This window comes from Pseudoalteromonas sp. P1-25 (assembly GCF_001401805.1).
Taxonomy (GTDB): domain Bacteria; phylum Pseudomonadota; class Gammaproteobacteria; order Enterobacterales; family Alteromonadaceae; genus Pseudoalteromonas.
The window spans coordinates 14854-35143 of the sequence record NZ_LKDW01000005.1; the positions used below are offsets into that span (position 1 = coordinate 14854).

Annotated in this window: 19 protein-coding genes; 10 read left to right on the forward strand and 9 right to left on the reverse strand. The window is 40.3% G+C overall.

Going from position 1 to position 20290, the window contains the following annotated elements; genetic code table 11:
* Nucleotides 1–52 precede the first annotated feature (52 nt).
* From rlmB to AN393_RS04865, 4 genes are all read right to left on the reverse strand, one after another.
* The gene (gene rlmB, locus AN393_RS04850; RefSeq protein WP_055014146.1) at nucleotides 53–796 is read right to left on the reverse strand and encodes a 23S rRNA (guanosine(2251)-2'-O)-methyltransferase RlmB; all 744 of its coding nucleotides are present in this window, start codon (nucleotides 794–796) and stop codon (nucleotides 53–55) included.
* Nucleotides 793–3291, reverse strand: coding sequence for a ribonuclease R (gene rnr, locus AN393_RS04855; protein WP_055014147.1), 2499 nt, complete (start codon nucleotides 3289–3291; stop codon nucleotides 793–795). The genes rlmB and rnr overlap by 4 nt, the downstream gene beginning before the upstream one ends.
* A 145-nt stretch (nucleotides 3292–3436) precedes the next feature.
* Nucleotides 3437–4051 (reverse strand): DNA-binding response regulator, encoded by a 615-nt coding sequence (locus tag AN393_RS04860; protein WP_055014148.1) that lies wholly within the window; start codon nucleotides 4049–4051, stop codon nucleotides 3437–3439.
* Between the two features lie 2 nt (nucleotides 4052–4053).
* Nucleotides 4054–5151 (reverse strand): sensor histidine kinase, encoded by a 1098-nt coding sequence (locus tag AN393_RS04865; RefSeq protein WP_055017490.1) that lies wholly within the window; start codon nucleotides 5149–5151, stop codon nucleotides 4054–4056.
* A gap of 325 nt (nucleotides 5152–5476) precedes the next feature.
* Here AN393_RS04865 and AN393_RS04870 point away from each other — a divergent pair, with 325 nt between their 5' ends.
* The 4 genes from AN393_RS04870 (at nucleotide 5477) to queG (ending at nucleotide 9552) form a co-directional block, all read left to right on the forward strand.
* The gene (locus AN393_RS04870) at nucleotides 5477–6343 is read left to right on the forward strand and encodes a DMT family transporter (RefSeq protein WP_055014150.1); all 867 of its coding nucleotides are present in this window, start codon (nucleotides 5477–5479) and stop codon (nucleotides 6341–6343) included.
* Nucleotides 6340–7041, forward strand: coding sequence for a glycerophosphodiester phosphodiesterase family protein (locus AN393_RS04875; RefSeq protein ID WP_055014151.1), 702 nt, complete (start codon nucleotides 6340–6342; stop codon nucleotides 7039–7041). The genes AN393_RS04870 and AN393_RS04875 overlap by 4 nt, the downstream gene beginning before the upstream one ends.
* Before the next feature lie 46 nt (nucleotides 7042–7087).
* Nucleotides 7088–8305: a methyl-accepting chemotaxis protein gene (locus AN393_RS04880; RefSeq protein WP_055017491.1), complete on the forward strand. Its 1218-nt coding sequence runs from the start codon at nucleotides 7088–7090 to the stop codon at nucleotides 8303–8305.
* A 113-nt stretch (nucleotides 8306–8418) separates the two neighbouring features.
* Complete coding sequence (gene queG / locus AN393_RS04885; RefSeq protein WP_055017557.1) at nucleotides 8419–9552, forward strand: tRNA epoxyqueuosine(34) reductase QueG; 1134 nt, start codon at nucleotides 8419–8421, stop codon at nucleotides 9550–9552.
* 32 nt (nucleotides 9553–9584) lie between these two features.
* Here the strand turns inward: queG and AN393_RS04890 are convergent, their stop codons facing one another.
* The 3 genes from AN393_RS04890 to AN393_RS04900 form a co-directional block, all read right to left on the reverse strand.
* Nucleotides 9585–10712 (reverse strand): PleD family two-component system response regulator, encoded by a 1128-nt coding sequence (locus tag AN393_RS04890; protein WP_055014153.1) that lies wholly within the window; start codon nucleotides 10710–10712, stop codon nucleotides 9585–9587.
* A gap of 48 nt (nucleotides 10713–10760) precedes the next feature.
* The gene (locus AN393_RS04895) at nucleotides 10761–12752 is read right to left on the reverse strand and encodes an ATP-binding protein (RefSeq protein WP_055014154.1); all 1992 of its coding nucleotides are present in this window, start codon (nucleotides 12750–12752) and stop codon (nucleotides 10761–10763) included.
* Nucleotides 12753–12862: 110 nt separating this feature from the next.
* Entirely contained in the window at nucleotides 12863–13354 is a 492-nt protein-coding gene (locus tag AN393_RS04900) for a GNAT family N-acetyltransferase (RefSeq protein WP_055014155.1), read from the reverse strand.
* 82 nt (nucleotides 13355–13436) lie between these two features.
* On the opposite strand from AN393_RS04900, the gene AN393_RS04905 reads away from it, so the two are divergent.
* The 6 genes from AN393_RS04905 to AN393_RS04930 all read left to right on the forward strand — a co-directional run bounded on the left by AN393_RS04905 (nucleotide 13437) and on the right by AN393_RS04930 (nucleotide 18903).
* Complete coding sequence (locus AN393_RS04905) at nucleotides 13437–14006, forward strand: glutathione peroxidase (RefSeq protein ID WP_055017492.1); 570 nt, start codon at nucleotides 13437–13439, stop codon at nucleotides 14004–14006.
* 79 nt (nucleotides 14007–14085) lie between these two features.
* Nucleotides 14086–14367 carry a peptidylprolyl isomerase gene (locus tag AN393_RS04910; protein ID WP_055014157.1) on the forward strand — a complete coding sequence of 94 codons (282 nt, stop codon included), beginning with the start codon at nucleotides 14086–14088 and terminating at the stop codon, nucleotides 14365–14367.
* A 54-nt stretch (nucleotides 14368–14421) separates the two neighbouring features.
* Nucleotides 14422–15000, forward strand: a complete 579-nt coding sequence (locus AN393_RS04915; protein WP_055017493.1) for a glutathione S-transferase family protein — start codon at nucleotides 14422–14424, stop codon at nucleotides 14998–15000.
* A gap of 17 nt (nucleotides 15001–15017) precedes the next feature.
* The gene (locus AN393_RS04920; RefSeq protein WP_055014159.1) at nucleotides 15018–15368 is read left to right on the forward strand and encodes a DUF2750 domain-containing protein; all 351 of its coding nucleotides are present in this window, start codon (nucleotides 15018–15020) and stop codon (nucleotides 15366–15368) included.
* A 132-nt stretch (nucleotides 15369–15500) separates the two neighbouring features.
* A complete protein-coding gene (locus tag AN393_RS04925; protein WP_055014160.1) occupies nucleotides 15501–16181 on the forward strand; it encodes a hypothetical protein in 681 nt (226 codons plus the stop codon).
* 148 nt (nucleotides 16182–16329) lie between these two features.
* On the forward strand, nucleotides 16330–18903 hold the full coding sequence (locus tag AN393_RS04930; protein ID WP_055017494.1) for a M1 family metallopeptidase: 2574 nt from the start codon (nucleotides 16330–16332) through the stop codon (nucleotides 18901–18903).
* An 85-nt stretch (nucleotides 18904–18988) separates the two neighbouring features.
* Here the strand turns inward: AN393_RS04930 and AN393_RS04935 are convergent, their stop codons facing one another.
* On the reverse strand, nucleotides 18989–19333 hold the full coding sequence (locus AN393_RS04935; protein ID WP_055017495.1) for a hypothetical protein: 345 nt from the start codon (nucleotides 19331–19333) through the stop codon (nucleotides 18989–18991).
* 63 nt (nucleotides 19334–19396) lie between these two features.
* Nucleotides 19397–20269 (reverse strand): hypothetical protein, encoded by an 873-nt coding sequence (locus tag AN393_RS04940; protein WP_055014163.1) that lies wholly within the window; start codon nucleotides 20267–20269, stop codon nucleotides 19397–19399.
* Between the last annotated feature and the right edge of the window lie 21 nt (nucleotides 20270–20290).

A 20290-nucleotide genomic window follows, 5' to 3' on the forward strand; every position in this document is an offset into this window, starting at 1 on the left:
TTTTTCTCATTTTGCGTTAGGTTTTTACCAATACGCAATATAATACAGCAACTTAGTTATTTGCGTTACGTTGGCGTAATACTTCAAATAAACAAATACCCGTTGCTACCGATACGTTTAAGCTAGACACAGTGCCAGCCATCGGAATTTTAACTAACACATCGCAATGCTCACGCGTTAAACGGCGCATGCCCTCACCTTCTGCGCCCATTACAATGGCCATTGGCCCAGTCAGGTTTGCATCAAACACGTGGGTATCTGTTTCGCCCGCAGTGCCCACAACCCATACGCCTGCATCTTTAATTTCACGCAAGGTACGTGCAAGGTTTGTTACCTGAATAAGCGGTACGGTTTCGGCTGCGCCACAGGCTACTTTACGTGCTGTGCCGTTAAGCTTGGCCGACTTATCTTTAGGTACAATAATCGCGTGTACGCCTGCAGCATCGGCACTACGTAAGCAAGCACCTAAATTGTGCGGATCGGTTATGCCATCTAACACCAATAAAAACGGCGTGTCTTCGCGAGCAATGATCTCATCTAAATCTTTTTCGTTATAAACACGCGCTGCTTTTACATTAGCAATTATACCCTGGTGTTGCTCACCGTTTGCTTTGTTGTCTAACGCTTTTCGCTGCATAAATTGTACAGAAATACCAAATTTACGTGCTTCATTAATAATCGGGGTTAAGCGCTTATCATCACGGCCTTTTAGGGCGTAAATTTCTAAAAAACGCTCTGGCTCTTTTGCTAAAATTGCTTCAACAGAGTGAAAGCCAAAAATTAATTCATTACTCACGTATTATTTGCTCCTGAGCTATTACGTTTACGGGCGTTTTTGCCTGGTCTTTTAGGCTTTTTAACAGCCTTTTTTTTCGATTTTTTCTTAGCGGTGGTTTTTTCAGCGGCTTTTTTACCGGCTGGCTTTGCGCCAGACTTACCTGCAGGTTTACCTTTACTTTTGCTGGCTGGTTTTTTACCTGCTTTAGGTTTTTCATCACCTGATGTGTTTTTTCCAGGGATTTTACCCGCTTTAAGCTGCGATCTTACACTTGCCGGTACATGGCTTGGTTTACCGCGCCCTTTAGCTGCACCACGGCGACGGGCGTATCTATCTTGAGCTACATCACCACTGAGCGTTAAATTTATACGGCGCTCATCTAAGCTTACCGAAGCCACTTGCACTGTTACTTTATCACCAAGGCGGTAAACGGTATGTGTATGCTCACCAATAAGGGTGTGTTTTGCCCCATCATGATGGAAGTATTCATCACCTAAATTAGTAACATGGATCAGACCATCAATTTGTAAGTCGTCTAGGCGTATAAATAAACCAAAGTTAGTAACGGATGAAATAACCCCGTTAAACTCATCACCCACGTGGTCTTGCATAAACTCACATTTAAGCCAGTCGGCAACTTCACGCGTTGCGTCGTCTGCGCGGCGCTCGGTGGTTGAACACTGCTCGCCTAGTTGGTCTACTTCATCATCGGTGTACGCGTATGCCCCCGATGTTTGCTGACCTTGTGCTTTTATTACCGCTTTAATTGCACGGTGTACCACTAAATCAGGGTAACGGCGAATCGGTGAGGTAAAGTGGGCGTACGCAGGCAGCGCTAAGCCAAAGTGGCCTATATTGTCTGGCTGATAAACCGCTTGCTTCATAGAGCGAAGTAGCATGGTTTGAATAAGCTCGGCCTCTGGGCGGTCGCCTAAACGGGCTAACACTTGGGTAATTTCTTTCGGTGTTGGCTCATCACTTAATGTGCTTTGAATGCCAAGTTCACTTAAAAACTGCGTAAAGTTACCTAGTTTTTCTTGATCTGGCTCATCGTGCACACGGTAAAGCGCGCTGGCTTCGTGTTTTTCTAATAATTTAGCCGCCGATACGTTGGCTAAAATCATACATTCTTCAATCAATTTGTGCGCGTCGTTACGAACAACCGGCACTATTGATTCTATTTTACGGTGTGCGTTAAATACAAAACGCGTTTCGAGTGTTTCAAACTCAATAGCACCACGGGTTTGGCGCGCCGACTTAAGCGCCATATACATTTGCTGTAAATCAGTTAAATGTGGCACTACGGGTGCGTATTCTTCGCGTAGTTTTTCATCGCCTTGTAAAATGGCATTTACTTTGGTGTAAGTTAAACGTGCATGCGAGTTCATCACCGCTTCGTAAAACTTATAGCCCGAAAGCTTACCTGCATCTGATACCGTCATTTCGGCCACCATACAAAGGCGGTCTACTTTAGGGTTAAGCGAACACAAACCGTTAGACAACACTTTAGGCAGCATCGGAATTACTTGCTCAGGAAAATACACTGAGTTACCGCGGGCTATCGCTTCTTTATTTAGTGGCGTGTTCATACCTACATAATGCGATACATCGGCAATGGCTACCCATAAGCGCCAGCCACCCGATTTTTTACGCTCACAATATACGGCATCATCAAAGTCGCGAGCGTCTTCACCATCTATGGTGACCAGTGGCAGGTCGCGTAGATCTACACGGCCTTGTTTGTCGGCTTCTTCAACAAACTCACCTAAATGAGCAACTTGCTCTTCCACTTCTTCTGGCCAAACATGAGGAATATCGTGATTGCGCAGTGCCACTTCTATTTCCATACCTGGCGCTAAGTGCTCGCCCAGTACGTCAATAATTTTACCTACTGCGTTCATGTTACGGCTAGGGTTTTGCGTAATTTGCACTTGCACCATTTGGTTATGGCGCGCGCCGTTTTCACTGCCTGGCAAAATAATAATATCTTGGGTAATACGTGGGTCTTCTGCTACAACAACGGCAATACCATGCTCAACAAAGTAACGCCCCACAATAGGAGCGCGCTCATTGGTAAGGACTTTAATTATGCGGGCATCACATTTTGAGCCTGAGCCACGCTTTGTGCCTTTAGCAAGTACAATGTCACCATGCAGCACCATGTTCATTTGATGCTTGGCTATAAACCAATCTTTGCTCTCGCCTTCAACTTCTAAAAAGCCAAAACCGTCTCTGTGGCCAATTACTTTGCCTTTAGTTAAACCGGCTTCGTCAATTAGGGCGTAACATTTAAACTTATTAAAATACAATTGGCCATCGCGCTCCATGGCACGAAGGCGGCGCTTAAATGCAATTTGGCGTTCGGTGTCGTTTACAGCTAATTCATCACAAAGTTGCGTGAAGTTAGCAGGTTTTGAACGCTCTTGAAGGTGAGTAAGTATAAACTCACGACTAGGGACTGGGTTTTCGTACTTTTCTTGTTCTCGGCTGAGATTTGGATCTTGGTTTGACATTCACTATCTTGTTAGTTGGTTATGTAGGTATTTTAACCCATATACGTAAAATGAGACAGGTAAAAGCGTATGAAACTTTTAATAAACCGTTTAATGAGTAAAACATACGCTCTATGGCCTTAATCATCACTTAATATAAGCGCGACTATAACCAGCCTTTTTGCTTGGCAATACGCGCTGCATCTACACGGTTAGTGGCGTTGAGTTTTGCGATAGCATCGGATAAATAATTACGTGTTGTGCCCTCGCTTATAAACAGCTGTTTGGCTATGTCGCTTGTTTTTAAGCCATCGCTTGCAAGCTTAAGGGCTTTGCGCTCTTTATCGGTGAGCGGGTCGGCGTCATCAAGCGCGTTAATGGCAAGCTCTGGATCTATCACCTTTTGCCCTTGCATTACTTTTTTAAGTGCATTGATAAGCTCATCACTGGGTGCTTCTTTTAAAATAAACCCTTTAACACCTAGGGCGAGCGAGCGCCTAATATAACCCGCTCGCGAAAACGTGGTCATAATAACCATTTTAATAGACGGGAACGTGGCCGCTATTTGCTCACTTAGCTCTATACCGCTCATGTGTGGCATTTCAATATCGGTTAAAATTATGTCTGGTAATGCTTCATCGGCCAGTGCTTTTATTGCATTAAAGGCATCTTGGCCGTTACTGGCTTGGCCTATCACTTCGATATTAAAATCAAGGCTTAACAATGCCCCTACTGCGTCGCGCACGAGTGCTTGATCTTCCACTAAATATACTTTGATCATTGTTAATCCTTAGCTGAAATTGGCAGCATTACGTTTAAAGTAAACTTATCGCCACAAGTAAACGTGGCATGGCCATTAAGTTGCTCTGCGCGCTCTTTAATACCATTTAAACCGTTACCTGTGTTTAACGTGCTGCAAGGTGCGTTATCAATCACACTTATTTGCAGCTGATGCTGTGTTTGCTCTATGTGTATCTCACAGTTTTTATTACTGCTATGACGTAATAAATTAGTGACTGCTTCTTTAATTATAAGCCCTGCGATCCCTTCTACTTTGGGAGGTAAAGTATCTAATACAACATTAAAGTTAACGTTAAAGTCTTGTTCTATTAGCCTTTGTTTTAGTTGTGCTATTTGACTTATTAAATTGAGTTGCTTTAAATCGCTCACGGCGTTTCTTACATCGCTAAGTAACTGTCTTGCTAGATCTGCTACTTGTGCTATTTCGTTATTGGCTTGCTCGTATCGCTCCCCTTGGTTTAGCTTATTAGCAAGTTCGGCTTTTAATGCTATAGATGAAAGTGAGTGGCCTAAAATGTCGTGCAGGTCGCGGGCTATTCGCTCACGCTCTGCAATAGCGGCTAACTGCTCTAATTGGTTTGCGCTTTCTTGTTCACGCTTTTTATGCAGGCGCTCTTTTTGGGTTGCAATACCAAAGGCCAGCAGCGCTCCTGATATTAATAAAGTGCCGGCTAAAAAGTATTTTATGTTTGCTATATCTGCCAAATAAGCACTTAACGCCACCGTAAATATAAGGCTAAAAACGGCATATAACCTGCTTTTTTTAACATACGATTCACCCGCTATAAACGCGATAAAACCATATAAAGTAGAGGTGCCTGTGGTATAAAATGTGGCGCTAAAACATACCAAAAGCATAACAATAAACAATGTTGTTATGTGCTTTGTTTCACAATGCATGGCTTTTACGTAAAGCAAAATAAATACAATATAAAAGGCCACGCTCATGACAATGGTATTGACTGGTAAGTTAGATAAGTTAAAAAGCGTGGGAAGTAAATAAAACCCAGTAAAAATTAGGGGCGCATATTCCCAAAACTTTTTATTACTGGGCTTTGAAAGCGTATTTGTTGTACTCATGCCAGTGCCCTTAGTTCATTATTTTTGTTTATAACACTATTTTTATTAATAAATATAAATAACACAAAAATACTAATGAGTATAAAGTAATCATTTATTGAAACACTAAAGCTAAATGATTCTAAAAACTCACTAATAGCGAGACTTATTAAAATTAACGTATTCATAGCCACCTCCCATTAAGATAAGTTAACTATGCCAAAGCCAAAAAATAATAAGCGTGTCAAATGTCATCAACTTTGCTGACATTTGTCATGTTTTAAAAATTTCATCCTGTGAGTTCGCACCCAGTGATAAGATAATAAAAAAAGGAGTTCTCATTTAAATGCAGCCACAACAGCAAAGCCTGATTTACTTACATATTGCCGTATTACTTTTTGGGGGCACTGCCCTGTTTGCAAAGTTAATAGGGTTAAATGCCATTGATATTACGGTGTACCGTACCGCTATTGCTGGTATGGCACTTTTAGCGATGCTGTATTTTCAAAAAAAACACATTAAGTTAAACAAGCCAAAAGACTACCTTATTGCGTTATTTTTAGGTGTGGCAGTAGGCATGCATTGGGTTACTTACTTTGCGGGTATGCAAATGGCGGGCGTAACCGTCGGCATGCTGGCTTTTTTTAGTTATCCAGTAATGACGGTGTTCTTAGAGCCCTTGTTTAATAAAAGCAGGCCCCAAGCAAAAGATATTGTAAGCGCAGCGGTGGTTGTAGTTGGTATATATTTACTCGTGCCCAGTGCCAATTTGGGTGACGATGTAACCTTAGGGGTTATTATGGGTGTGGTATCAGCGTTGTTTTTTTCGATTAGAAATATTACCCATAAACGTTTTTTTAGCCAATATGGCGGCCCACAAACCATGCTTTACCAAACCTTAGTGGCAAGTGTTATGCTTTGCGCTTTTATTGAAGTGCCGGTGTATGAGGTGAGTAACCACGACCTTATTTTAATTGCTGTGGCGGGTATTATTTTTACCGCTACACCGCACTCGCTATTTGCAGCGAGTTTAAAACACTTATCGGCCGCTACTGCGGGGTTAATTTCGTGCTTGCAGCCGCTTTACGGCACGTTGCTGGCTATTGTTATTATTCATGAACGCCCAACGCTACTAACACTTATTGGTGGAGCACTCATAGTCAGTGCAGCCTGCTTTGAAACGTGGTCTATTACTCAAAAGGCTAAAAAATGAAAATATTTGCGCACCGAGGGGCAAGCGGCCATTACCCAGAAAACACTAAAAGCGCTATTTTAGAAGCGTTAAATGTGGGAGTAGATGGTATTGAAGTTGATATTCAAAGTGCGCTTGATGATTATATGCTCATACACGACTCGTGGTTAGATAGAACCACCAGCGGGCACGGTAAAGTAAGCGACTTTACGGCGCAGCAACTAAGCCTGCTGGATGCCGGTAACGGCGAGCAAATTCCCACTTTACAGCAATTACTCGATTGGAATAACAATAGAACATTACTCAATATAGAGCTAAAACATACCTTTGAGCTTGAAAAGTTTGTCAGCATTTTAAATAGTAATATTGCTAAAGGCATTATTACTAAAGGTAATATTTTAGTGTCGTCGTTTGATCACCATCAAATTCATTGGCTAAAAAATAGGTTACCGTGGTTACAGATTGGCGCATTAACCTCATCAATTCCATTAGATTATGCACAGTTTGCACAAAAGCTTAATGCGTTTAGTGTTCATGTAGACAAAAGCTTTGTAAATAAAGCCTTTGTAGATGATGCCATAGCGCGGGGTTTACACGTTTACGCCTACACCGTAGATAGACCCGAAGATATAGATTTTATGCTTAAAATTGGGGTGCATGGTATTTTTACTAATTACCCTGCTCGGTCTAAAAAATATTTAGCAAACATTATTACTTGAGTTAACGGTAACTTAGTCGATAATCTCTAAATGGGGTAAGCAATAAATGAGTGGTGTAATGCAATTTTATAATTATATTGAGCAAACATTTTTTTATACGCTTACGCGTAAAATAGTGGGCAATTTAAGCTTTGTATTTTTGTTTCAGGCCATTACCTTATTTTGGTTATATAAAAGCTTAAGTGATCAGCACAGCACTAGCGCATTTTGGTTGTTAACCTTGGTTATTGTTGCAGGCTTTGCCTTTACTATTTTTTATATGCGCTATTTAATAGTGCGTCCTGTAAAAGCGATGTGCGACACATTAATAAACATAAACCAGCAAGAGGCTAATTTAGCCGCCAACTTACCGCAATTTTCGTTCGATGAATTTAAAGAACTAAGTGCGCAATATAACTTATTTACTAACCACTTAAGTGATTTACTAAGTACAACTCATGCCAGCGCTAAAGCCAGCGAGCAAAGTAATGTTGATGTAAATACCGCTATGCAAAATACACAGCAATTAAGTGAACAGCAAACTCAACTAAGCCACACTATAATTAATGCGAGCAACCAAATAGTGCAAAGCTTAGAGGGCATAGTGAGTAATACTGATAGCGTGCATAGTGTTAACAGCGAGCACTTAGACTTTGTTAAGCTTTCGTCGCAAGAGCTTGCAAGCTTAGTCGAGAAAGTGTCGCTTATTGGTACCTTACTACAAAGATTTTCTAAAACGGTGTCTGGCCTTAAAGAAAACAGCGAAAACATTCGCAGCATTTTAAAAATGGTTGAGGAGTTTTCGGATCAAACTAATTTACTAGCACTTAACGCTGCCATTGAAGCGGCGCGCGCTGGCGAAGCTGGCAGAGGATTTGCTGTTGTTGCTGATGAAGTACGTACACTATCGGTAAAAGTAAGTGGCGCAACCCGACAAATAAGCGACTTTATTAATCAAATGAATGAACTAGTTAACGAAACTAACCAAGAAAGCGAGCAGTTAATTAGCCACTCTAGTACCGCACAAAGTGCCATTAGTAATACCTCTGAAGGGTTTAAAGCAATGCTAAGTGAGTTTGAACAAAACCAACAGCAGCTTCAGCAAATAGCAGATGCAGTGCATACTCTAGAGCAAGCGCAGCAACACACTCACCAATCAGTAGAGCAAATTGTTACTTTAGGCGAACAAGCTAAAAGCGCCATTGATCATGCACTAAGCAATAGTCAGCAATCTCATGCCCTTAGCCAGCAAACGCAGCAGCAGTTAAAGCGCTTTGTACAATAGCGATTACAAAACAATGCTGGGCTGTGAATTTCCTACTATTTTAAAGGCAACATTCAACAGCGCTTTATAAATATGGTAAATTACGCAGCTAATTATTTAAGTGTGTAATGTGTGTGAGTAACTCAACCCCCAACTATCAACAGCTAGCCAAAAATATTAAAACCTGGGGCCAAGAACTCGGCTTTAGTGAGGTTGGTATTACCGATATTGATCTATCTAAACACGAAGCACAATTACAGCGCTGGTTAGATGCAGGCTTTCATGGCTCAATGGACTATATGGCAGCTCACGGCATGAAACGCGCTCGCCCCGCTGAACTAGTACCTGGTACACAGCGGGTTATTTCGGTGAAAATGAATTACCTGCCCCCTGATGCTAGTTTTGCCAAAACATTAAAAAACACCGAAAAAGCCTATATTAGCCGCTATGCATTAGGGCGTGACTATCATAAATTAATGCGCAACCGACTAAAAAAGCTAGGCCAAAAAATAGAACAAGCAATTGGCGATTACGGATTTAGGCCATTTGTAGACTCCGCACCAGTACTTGAGCGTCAACTGGCTGAAAAAGCGGGATTGGGTTGGCGAGGTAAGCACTCTTTATTAATAAATCAAGAAGCGGGCTCGTGGTTTTTTTTAGGTGAGCTTTTTGTTGATTTACCGCTGCCAATTGATGCTGAAAATACGTTTGAAGGCTGCGGTAAATGCGTTGCTTGCATTACGCTTTGCCCAACAGGCGCAATTGTAGAGCCCTATGTGGTAGATGCACGTAAATGCATTTCTTACTTAACCATTGAACACCAAGGGCCAATACCTGAGAAATACCGTGCGTTATTGGGAAATAGAGTTTACGGCTGCGACGATTGCCAATTGGTTTGCCCATGGAACCGTTATGGTCAAATTACCGATGAGCAAGACTTTCACCCCCGTACGCAACTAAAAAATAAAGACTTAATTGAGCTATTTGCCTGGGACGAACCTACTTTTTTAAAAAATACCGAAGGCAGCCCTATTCGCCGTATTGGCCACGAACGTTGGCTTCGTAATTTAGCGGTGGGGTTAGGCAATGCTGATTTTAGCCCCAGCATTATTTACGCTTTAGAAAGCAAACATGAGTCTAGCTCGCTGCTAGTAAAAGAGCATATAGAGTGGGCGCTTAAGCAACAAAATAATAAACAACGAGAACAACTTCGTAAAACACAGCGCCTAATAAGAATAGTCGAAAAAGGCTTACCTCGTGATGCGTAAATCACTTATGTGAGCCTTTTTGTCTGAGAGGCTTATTTTTTAAGTAACAAAGACAAATCTTGTTCAATTTCAGCAAAGGCGGCTTTAACTTGCTTAACCGACTCTTCTCTGGCAATCGAATTTTGAATAGTTTCATCTACTTTTTTGTAAATAAATATCTCTTGATCTTCATCTAACCCCATTGTAGGTATGCGTATTTCAAGGTCTTCTTGTAACTGCTTAAATACTTTTTCGTTACTTTCTCGGTTTTCGTTAAGTAACCCAATTAAACCATGAAACTTACTATGCACCGTGCTGGCTACATCATTTAACTTTTGCTGCTGCGACTCAAGCATTTGCTTGGTCATAATTGCGCGCAGTTGCTGTTCAGTCACACTGACAATAAAGCAAACATGGTCACGAATACGCCCGTGTTTATCTGGGTCGTGATCTGGCATGTTAAGTATTAATAGGCTTATCATTTCGTAGTTCACTAATATACGGTGAGAGAACTCATGTAAGCGGCCTTTGTTTTTAAGCATGTCAAACAGCTCAACCACAATAGGCGAACACACACCATTAAGGGCAAAGTGCTCTATTGTGTCGTCATACCTAAATTCAACATTGCTTTGTAAGTCAAATGTTTGCAGACAGTCTATTAGGGCTTTGCCCAAGTCTTGCGGATTGTTAATAAACCCAATATTTTCAATGTAATTAACTATTTGCCCCATTTCGCTACTATTTGCCATAGCGTTAAATGCCGTAGATGTTGCATCTTCTACTTGTTTTTCGAGGCTCTGTTTTTCTATTAATACTTGATTTAAGTTTTTAAGTTTTGATTTAAGCTCATCATGCCCAAACGGCTTTACTATGTAATCCTCAGCACCTACTGAGTAGCCTTCCATACGCTCTTCAACCGTTCCTCTTGCGGAGACAAACATAACAATTATATGCGCTGTATTTGGATTTGCCTTTAATGCTTTACACACTTCATAGCCATTCATTTGCGGCATACTCACATCAAGTAAAATAACTTGGGGCATGTAGCCTTCTACCATGGCTAAACACTCAGGGCCGCTTGTGGCAACTTGTAATTCGAAATCAAGATCTTCTAAAATTTCTTCAATAATTTCTAGGTTGAAAGGTTCATCATCTACAGCAAGAATTTTAGTTAAGGCCATATTTTCATCATCCAATTAAATATCATTTAAACATTAATTCACAAATAATTAGCTATCTTGCACTGCTAGCTTATCATCGGCTAAATGCTCATCTAAATCTATTTCTAGGGGTACCTGAATCCTAATTGTTGCACCACCATCGCTATTATTACTTGCCGTAATTTCACCTTGATGAAGCGCTACAAATTCTCTACAAAGCGCAAGTCCTAAACCTGTACCACCAGCGCCACTATTTGTTTTGCTGCTTTGTACAAATTTAGTAAACACGTGCTCTAATTCATCCTCGGGTATACCTATTCCATTGTCTATTACATCAATAATGGCACTGTTTTCATCAGCCATTAAGTTCACTTGAATACGACTTTTAGGTTCACTAAATTTAAGTGCGTTACCTAAAACATTGCGCAGTAGTTGATTTATTTGCTCTTCATCACACTGCACAACCACTGGCCCTGGCTTTGAAAAAACAATTTCAATTTCTTTTTCCATCGCTGTACCAGATACATCATCAATACTGGTTTTAATAATACTTTCAATATTGTATGGGCGCGGATTAAAAGGAAACTTCCCTACATCCAGTTTTGATAAATCAAGTAAGTTATTTAGTAGCGAAAGCAAACGCTCGCCGCTACTTTCTATACGCGACAAATACTTTAAAAGTTTATCTTTAGCAAAATCGCCTGCTTCTAACTTACTCAAACCAAACCGAGAAAAGCTCAATATAGAGTGCATAGGAGTGCGTAGCTCATGCGACATGTTTGCCAAAAATTCTGATTTACTTAAATTGGCGGCTTCGGCTACATTTTTGGCGTGCTCTAACTGAGAAGTGCGCGCGCGTACTTGCTCTTCAAGTAGGTCTTTAGCTTCTAAGAGCAATTCTTCTTTTTCTTTTAAATGCGTGACATTTTTAAATATAACCGCTAACGCTATTTCGCCATGGTGGTCAATTTCGTTAAATGAGCCAACCAGTGGAATATACCCACCATCTGTTTTTTGCAAACGCAGATCGCTGCTAAACTGGCGATTACTGTTTAATGTTGTGATCTTATTTTTTATTTCAGCACTTGATTCCTCATCTAAAAATTCAAATACAGAAAAACCCGCGAGTTTGTCAAAGGGCAGCTTAAACAGCCTTAAGCAGGCATCGTTTGCTTCAATTACTTTGCCGTTGCGCTCAAATAACATAATGGCGTCTGGCGTATTTTTATAAATAACTTGTAGTAGGCTGTCTTTTTCAATTAACGCATCAACAGTATCTTGTAAACGCTCTACAAGCTCCGCATTTCGGCGTTTTAAAAGCTCTGTTTGCCACAATTTATGTACTGATTGCAGCAGAACACTATCGGTGAGGGGCTTTATTAAAACATCTTCAACCCCTTTACGAATCGCCTCAATCATTGAAACTTGCTCAGGGTGTGCAGTAAATAATAAGCAGCGGCAATCTGGCTGAGACATTTTAATAGCAGAAAAAATATTTAAACCGGTACCATCTTCAAAGCTAAAGTCACTAATTAAAATATCTATACTATTATTATTGGCCACTGCCACTGCGTCTGTTGCGCTGGTTGCGGTTAGCGTTTTGATATGCGCGCCGACTAAATTACTTTTCATTTTTTCAAGGCGCTCGGGTATATGATCAACAAGTAAAATAGTAGGAAGTTTTAAAACATGGCTAGAGCCAAGCTCTAAGAGGTTTTCAAGTAATGAGGTAATTTCTTTATTTGAGAAAAACGGATAAATAACCGTTGCATCTGGTACAAGTTTATTAAGCTCACTAAAGGCGGTAAGTTGTTCGCCGCTTTCGGCTTTAGGGGCAAGTAAAACGCAGCGGTCTTGTGAGATTGTTTGAGCTAACGACTTTACTACTTCACACGGCACTCCGTAGGCACCAATTACCAAATCATACTGGCTGGTGTTAGAGTATAAATCGATCATAGAGTAATGAACGAGCTCAGCCTCACAACCTATTAATTCTAGTAAAACTTTTACTCTCATTGCGATAACACTGCTGCTATCTACAATTAAAATTTTTCGACTCATTAAGCCACACTATCGTAAACACTTTATATGTTAATAGCGTAGCCTATAATTTCTTAGTTGGTATAGGTTGTTAGACTTAATTTTAATTTTTTTACCGATAAGCTCCACAACTATTTTGGTAGATGCTTGCCGAAAATAGTTAAGCTATAGTGTGTATTGTCCATTACCGCGATATTTGGCAACTCTCCCCATACGCTAAATCCGAAATGCTTAAATAGCTTAATACTTGGTAAATTGTGGCTAAAAATAAAACCAAGCAACACTTCAATTTTTAGTTGTTTAGCCTCTTTTTGCGCAAACTCCATCAACCTTTTACCAAGTCCTTTACCTTGTGCCGCTTTGGTAATATAGATACTTATTTCGACAGTGCCATCATATGCGGGACGCCCATAAAACGATTTATAGCTTAACCAAGCAAGTACTTGACCATTTTCGCAATAAACATAAATCGGGCGTTTTTTAGAGTGGCTATTAAACCACTCTAGCTTACTTTCTACAGATACTTCCTCAGTATCGGCGGTCACCATACGCGAAGCGATGGTTTCGTTGTATATTGCTACAATGGTAGGTAAATCTTCGATAGTGGCTAATCGTGTAGTCATAAGCGCTTAATATTGTTGATCACTTTTGTGCATATTAGCGTAAGATAGACCAGTCAAACAATTATAAATTTAGGCGTTGAGTATGTTAAAAAAAACGTTACTGGGGCTGAGTATTTTTATTACCAGCTTAAGTGCCCAAGCAAATGACACATTACCCCACAAACAACAGCCACAATGCGAAGACTTTACAAATGTTGAGTTTCGTAAACTGCGTTCGAAAGAATCCTTAAACTTATGCCAATTTAAAGACCGCCCTTTACTTATTGTAAATACAGCAAGTAATTGTGGTTTTACCTCTCAATTTGAAGGCCTAGAAAAAGTACACCAACAATACAAAGACAAAGGTTTAGTGGTATTAGGTTTTCCTTCTGATGATTTTTTTCAAGAAGAAAACGATGAAAAAGACATAGCAAAAGTGTGCTTTATTAACTACGGCGTCACTTTTAATATGTTTGCTGCCAGCGAAGTACGCGGCAGTGATGTAAACCCACTATTTAAACATTTAAACGCGCAAACCAGCTCACCTAACTGGAACTTTTATAAATACTTAGTATCGGCTGACCGTAAAACCATTAAACGTTTTAACAGTAAAGTTGCCCCTACTTCAAAAGAATTAATTGATGCCATCGAAAATACGCTACTCATCAATTAAGTTTATACTGGTACTGCGCGTTAAAACTAACTAGACTGACTTTAATGGTAAAATACATCAACTTTAAACAGGAGATTTTATGGCAGTGGCAAGTGCAAGGCACATTTTAGTAGACAGCGAAGCAGAGTGCTTAGATTTAAAAGCTAAGATTGAACAAGGCGAAGACTTTGCAGAGCTTGCAAAATCCTATTCAAACTGCCCTTCTGGTCAAGACGGCGGTGCACTGGGCGAGTTTGGCCCAGGTATGATGGTGCCTGAGTTTGATAAAGTTGTATTTTCAGCGCCCATTAACCAAGTACAAGGTCCTGTACAAACACAGTTTGGCTATCACTTACTAGAAGTGACAAGCCGCTCAGAATAACGTTGAGTTATCACAATATAAAAGCCGCTTATGCGGCTTTTTTTAGGAGCAATTATGAAACTTATAGGATCTATCCCTTCTCCATTTGTACGCAGAGTAAGAATGTGGGCAGCACAAAACAATGTTGACTTAACGCTAGTAAACCTCGATATTTTTTCTGAGCAAGACCGCCCTACCTTAGCCAGTAACAATCCCGCAAGTAAAATACCGGTTTTAATTGATGGCGATTTAACGCTAAGCGACTCAACTATTATTTTGCGTTACCTCATCGCCAAGGCTAAAAAACCCTCACTAACTTGGTCGCAAGAACACCTACTTAATATTATCAACGCCTGTAACGACTCGTTAGTAGAATTAGCACTTAGCAGACGCTCAGGATTTGATACTAGCGACGATAAATTATTTTTTAATCTGCAAAACGAACGAGTTGCACAAACATTAAGCTATTTAAATAATCATTTAAACGATGATGAATTTAAAGGCTGTGAATGCCTTAACATCAGTTTATACTGCCTACTTGATTGGATTTGCTTTCGTGAATTAACAGACTTTAGCCAGCACGCTGCTTTAGTCAGTTTTTATAACGACTATGGCACGCATCAAGCTGCAATAAGCACCGATCCTAGACTCTAAACAAATAAGGTAAACACATGAGCGATATTGAAATTGAATCACAACTAGTTAGCTTTGTAGAAAAAGTACGTTTAAGCGAGCAAGTGTGGGCGCTAGGTGGCGACGACGGCGGCTTTGTAGTGTGCGAATCTAACCAGTTTGCTGAAACAGATGTACTGCTTTTATGGGAAAGCGAAGAGGCAGCAAAGGCCCAGTGTAAAGAAGAGTGGCAAGAGTTTACGCCTGTAGAAATTAATTTAGATGAATTTTTAGATGAGTGGGTAGAAGATTTAAACGAAGACAGCGCATTAGTTGGTTTAAATTGGAATGACGACCAAGTGTGTGTAGAAATTGAGCCTGTTGGCTTAGCACGCGCACTAAGCGAATAATTATCGCTTTTTATATAATAGTGAATACAACACCTGCTTTTTAAGTAGGTGTTTTTGTTTGTAAATCGATACTCGCATGTTTATCTATTTTAAGTATAAAATATATCGTGTCATTAATTTCAAGGGATTACGTTGAAAACCCATCTTGGTCGCCGCCCTTTTTCAGCAATGGAACTGCATACGCTTTATAACGGCTACATTTATAGCGACTTTAAAGTAGCAAGAGAGCAAGCAAAGCATTGGCATTTTTGGTTGCCTTTAATTGCCTATTACAGTGGCGCATATAGTGATGAAATTGGCTGTTTAACGCTTGACGATCTTGAGCTTAAAAATGGCATTTTGTGTTTTAATTTTCATACTAATGGAAAAATAAAAGCGCGCTTGGTTCCGGTGCATCAAGCCTTAGTTGATGCAGGGCTTAACGACTTTATTGCCTTTGTTAAAGCACATAATCACACACGATTGTTATTTGATTTACCAGCTAAGTCAGGCCGTTATAGCGAAAAAGTGCGCATCTGGTTTACAGGTGAAGGTGAGCGTGCAGGTTATTTGCAAAAATGCGCGATTCCCACTGTTGATCAACTCGGTATGAAAACCGCCATAAGTAGCCTGCGACTTAATTTTGAGCAACAAGTGCGTATTTATGCATTACAAGCGAATTCAAAAGATGCTTTTAATTATTTAATGGGATTTAACGAATACCCTAATGAAAAATTTGACGATGTAGCCCTACTAAACACTGTAATACAGCAAATTCGTACTATTAATCCACAACTGCATTGGCAGCGCTTTAACCAGCGCCAAAGTCACTGACACTATTTGTTACTATTTTAAATCCAAGTAGCTACTTTATTAAATTACTCTCGTAAAAAAAGCTGCTAGGATATCTAAATCTCAACTTTTAAGGGCATAGAAATGCCTATTTGAGACAGTTTCTAACAACAACAATCTAGGGATCACTATGTTTTTAAAAAGCCTATTAACAGTAAGCGTTGCTTTAGCAATGACTACTGCCAACGCTAACGAGTTCGTTATCGAAAAGCTTGCTAAACCAAGTTCACAAAAGGTGTCGTTAACACTCGACCCAAGCCAAGACACCTTTACAGGGATGACAGAAATAGCCCTAGAAGTGTTAAAACCCACTCATTACATTGAACTTAACGGCGTGGCTTACGCTGTTAAAATGGCGCAGTTATTAGGCAATGAAAACTGCGACTTAAACAACGAAATGCTAAAAACAGAAAAAGTAAAATTTAGCTGTGATGAGAAAATTCAACCGGGTAAGTACACCCTTAAAATAGATTTTTCGGCGCCGTATAATCGCCAAAGTGTGGGCTTATACAAAACAATTGATCAGGGCACACCTTATTTATTTACTCAGTTTGAAATGAATGATGCGCGCCGAGCCTTTCCGGTATTTGATGAACCAAGTTATAAAATACCGTTTCAATTAACGATTACAGCGCCAACGTCTCAAAAGGTTTATGCCAATACGCCAGAGCTTAAAACCACAGTCAATGGCGATATGACAACACATTACTTTGATAAAACGCCCCCTATTCCTTCTTATTTAGTGGCTATGGCCGTGGGCCCTTTTGAAGAGCTTGAAATAAAAGACATGCCAATTCCAGGGCGTGTTATTACCCCGCAGGGTAAAATTCATTTAGCTGATTACGCAAAAGAGAACATGCCCAAAGTACTTGCTGCACTTGAGGCGTATTTTGGTATTCCTTATATTTATAAAAAGCTCGACTCGGTAGCCGTACCCGAGTTTCCTTTTGGTGCAATGGAAAACTCAGGCCTAGTCACCTACCGCGAAGATATATTACTGGTTGATTTAGCAGCCGCTACACGCAGTAAAAAACAGCGTAATGTGTCGATTATTGCGCACGAGCTGGCTCACCAATGGTACGGTAACTTAGTGACTATGAAGTGGTGGAACGACTTATGGTTAAACGAAGCATTTGCTAGCTGGATGGCGGCAAAAATTACTAAACAGCTTAATCCTGAATTTGAATCTCACCTTGATTTACCACAAAACAACGTAATGGCATTAGATGCTCGCTTAAGCACTAAGCCTATTCGTAAACCGATTAAAACCGAAGCCGATATTATGGATGGTTTAGGGCTTGCCTACAGTAAAGGTAGCGCGGTGCTTGCTATGGTTGAAAACTGGATTGGTGAAGAGGCATTCCAAAAAGGGATTCAAAGTTATCTAAAAAAATTCTCATATAAAAACGCCGAAGCAGCCGATTTATGGGAAGCACTTGGTAAAGCGTCTAATAAAGATGTTGCCAGTGTTTTAAAATCATTTATTGAACAGTCTTCTTTTCCGCTTGTAAATGTAAAACAAGACGGTAAAAAAATTACTGTATCGCAAAGTCGCTTTGCTAATGCCGGTGTAGATGCTCCTGCACAGCTTTGGAATGTCCCTGTTGGGATAAAATATGGCGCTGGCGATAAAGTAAAAACAGCCAGTATTTTACTTAATAAGCAAAGCCAAACTTTGACGCTTGATTTTGAGCCAGAGTGGATTTACCCCGATGAAGGCGCACTAGGTTATTACCGCTGGGTAATGGACGATGCGCAGTTTGACTCACTGATAAAACATGCGCCGCAAGCACTGAATGATCGTGAGCGTTTAGCGCTGCTTTCTGCCACTGATGCACTGCTTGATGCAGGTGTAATATCGGCCGCTAAACTAATGCAAACTCTAGAAGTATTTGTAAGCGATGATCACCCTCGTGTTGCTAATACAGCGCTGGGCTATTTAGTATCGCAAAAAAATACCTTTAAAGATGAAAGCAACGAAGCGTTATGGCCTGAGTTTATTCGCAGTGCAGTAATGCCTGCAGCTAAAAAATATTCACTTGAAGCACAAGCTGGCGAAGACGGTGCTGTATCACAACTACGTGCAGGTGTTGTGTCCTTACTTGGTTTTGATGGCGAAGATCAACGCGTGATCAGCAAAGCAAAAGAGCAAACGCAAGTATACTTAAACGATCCGCAAAAAGTGGATCCGTATTTAGCAGCTACCTACTTAAAACTTGCCGCCTATAATGGGGATAAAGCCTTACTTGATCAATTTATGGCAACCTTTAAAACCACTAAAGATCCACAAGTACGCACAAACATGTTGGCAGCAATGGGTTTTATGGGCAAGCCCCAGTTACAAAAGCAAGTGTTAGCGTATACCCTCACTGACGACGTAACGGCATCTGACATGCGTACTATTTTAGCAGGTCAAAGTTATAGCGAGTCACGCCAAGCACTATTTATTGAGTGGATATACAACAATTACGACAAGGTAACACAAAGCTTACCGCCGTTTTTTGTACCTAACTTACCGTACTTTACGACCGCGCGTTGTGATCAACAAAGTTTAGCAACCACGCAAGCATTCTTTAAAGATAAAATTGAAGAAACACCGGGCTATGCGCGTACCTTAAGCAAGCTTGAAGAAAGTACTAACGACTGTATTGCGCTTAAAGCGCGAGAGCTTGCATCAGTTAATGACTTTTTAAAAAGCAAATAAGCTTAATTAACAGTAAATATGCATAATTAAAAAAGCCGCTGAGTTATCCACTCAGCGGCTTTTATTTACCCGTTAATAATCTGTGTTAGCTGGCAATAAAGTCTTTTGCTGCTTGCGCTGAGTTAATTTTAAAGGCCACACCATAGTGAATCGGCTGTGCACTTTTGTGAATACGTGTAGGAAAGCGCGTCATCTCGCTACTATGAAAGTAACCTTGTACTCGTGTTACCTCATCAATTGTTGCAAAGTCATCGCTAAACACCTCAAAGGCTGGGCGAATAATTATTTTGCCTTTACCCGCTTCGCTGTGGGTATAAATGGCTTCTTTAGAATTTGCTAACATGTACTCAGCAATGTTTTTAATTTTAAAGTTACTTCTGCACTTTAACTGAATGAGCTGCTCTGTTAACTCATCTGAACTATACGCCACGTGGTGCTCCCTTTAATGTTTAATAGTGCATTACATTAGCCTATACGCGCCGCAAAGTCCGAATTATTTTACATCGCATACAAAGGCAAGTTTGTCGTTTTTATAACTCATTCTTGTTATGTTTGTCTCGCAATACGGGCTTAAGTTAAGCCATTGAGAAACTTCATTGGTGCCGCTTAAACTACGCATATATACACGGTTTTTAACCGCATAAGCCACTGTATTAGCATCTTTTAAAATAAAGTCTTGTACTTGCTCTGGCAATCTTAGTAAATCTTCCACCTGTTTAGATTGGGGGTTAAAACTTGCTAAAATATGCTGATCATTTTTTGTGTAACTAAATAAAAATGTTGCGGTTTTACTGTTATAAATAAGCGTACGACCTATGTTGCTTGCTACCACCTCGCCTTTTGCCGCAGCAACCGACGTATATTGCAATGTATGTGGCTCACCTAAAATAAACATCACTAAGTCGCTTTGAGTGCCCCATGCATGGTAGCCAACAGGTTCAATCCAATCAAAAATACGGCTCGGAGCTTGCTCAGTATCGAGTGGGTATTGCCACAGCTTTTGTTTGCTATCTTGCTCTACCACAATGGCCGATAAACTTTGTTTTGAGGGCATGACAGTAGGCGAATATTCGCTCACTGGCGTATTTGTTATGTTGCTTACTTGTTTAGTTACTAAATCATAATAGGCAATATCGGTTTGACTTTGCTCGCTTGAAATAACTTCGTGCGTAAAATAAATACCTTGGTTTGTTAAATAAGGTTGGTTGTTATAGCTGTTTTTGTCGCTCACTATACTTACTTGCATACCGTAAGGTGTATTTAAATCGGCCAACAAAATTTGGCTTTTTGGCATGCTAGCCTGTGCATTCGCTAGGCTTAGCGCCGCTATAGAAGCTAGCCCAAGCCATGGTTTAATAAGTTTCATGCTTTCTCTCGTTTTAATTTT

Coding starts and splice junctions, on each gene's coding strand:
- rnr (WP_055014147.1), bottom strand. CDS start 3,291: ATGTCAAACCAAGATCCAAATCTCAGCCGAGAACAAGAAAAGTACGAA.
- AN393_RS04860 (WP_055014148.1), bottom strand. CDS start 4,051: ATGATCAAAGTATATTTAGTGGAAGATCAAGCACTCGTGCGCGACGCA.
- AN393_RS04865 (WP_055017490.1), bottom strand. CDS start 5,151: ATGAGTACAACAAATACGCTTTCAAAGCCCAGTAATAAAAAGTTTTGG.
- AN393_RS04870 (WP_055014150.1), top strand. CDS start 5,477: ATGCAGCCACAACAGCAAAGCCTGATTTACTTACATATTGCCGTATTA.
- AN393_RS04875 (WP_055014151.1), top strand. CDS start 6,340: ATGAAAATATTTGCGCACCGAGGGGCAAGCGGCCATTACCCAGAAAAC.
- AN393_RS04880 (WP_055017491.1), top strand. CDS start 7,088: ATGAGTGGTGTAATGCAATTTTATAATTATATTGAGCAAACATTTTTT.
- AN393_RS04890 (WP_055014153.1), bottom strand. CDS start 10,712: ATGGCCTTAACTAAAATTCTTGCTGTAGATGATGAACCTTTCAACCTA.
- AN393_RS04895 (WP_055014154.1), bottom strand. CDS start 12,752: ATGAGTCGAAAAATTTTAATTGTAGATAGCAGCAGTGTTATCGCAATG.
- AN393_RS04900 (WP_055014155.1), bottom strand. CDS start 13,354: ATGACTACACGATTAGCCACTATCGAAGATTTACCTACCATTGTAGCA.
- AN393_RS04905 (WP_055017492.1), top strand. CDS start 13,437: ATGTTAAAAAAAACGTTACTGGGGCTGAGTATTTTTATTACCAGCTTA.
- AN393_RS04910 (WP_055014157.1), top strand. CDS start 14,086: ATGGCAGTGGCAAGTGCAAGGCACATTTTAGTAGACAGCGAAGCAGAG.
- AN393_RS04915 (WP_055017493.1), top strand. CDS start 14,422: ATGAAACTTATAGGATCTATCCCTTCTCCATTTGTACGCAGAGTAAGA.
- AN393_RS04920 (WP_055014159.1), top strand. CDS start 15,018: ATGAGCGATATTGAAATTGAATCACAACTAGTTAGCTTTGTAGAAAAA.
- AN393_RS04930 (WP_055017494.1), top strand. CDS start 16,330: ATGTTTTTAAAAAGCCTATTAACAGTAAGCGTTGCTTTAGCAATGACT.
- AN393_RS04940 (WP_055014163.1), bottom strand. CDS start 20,269: ATGAAACTTATTAAACCATGGCTTGGGCTAGCTTCTATAGCGGCGCTA.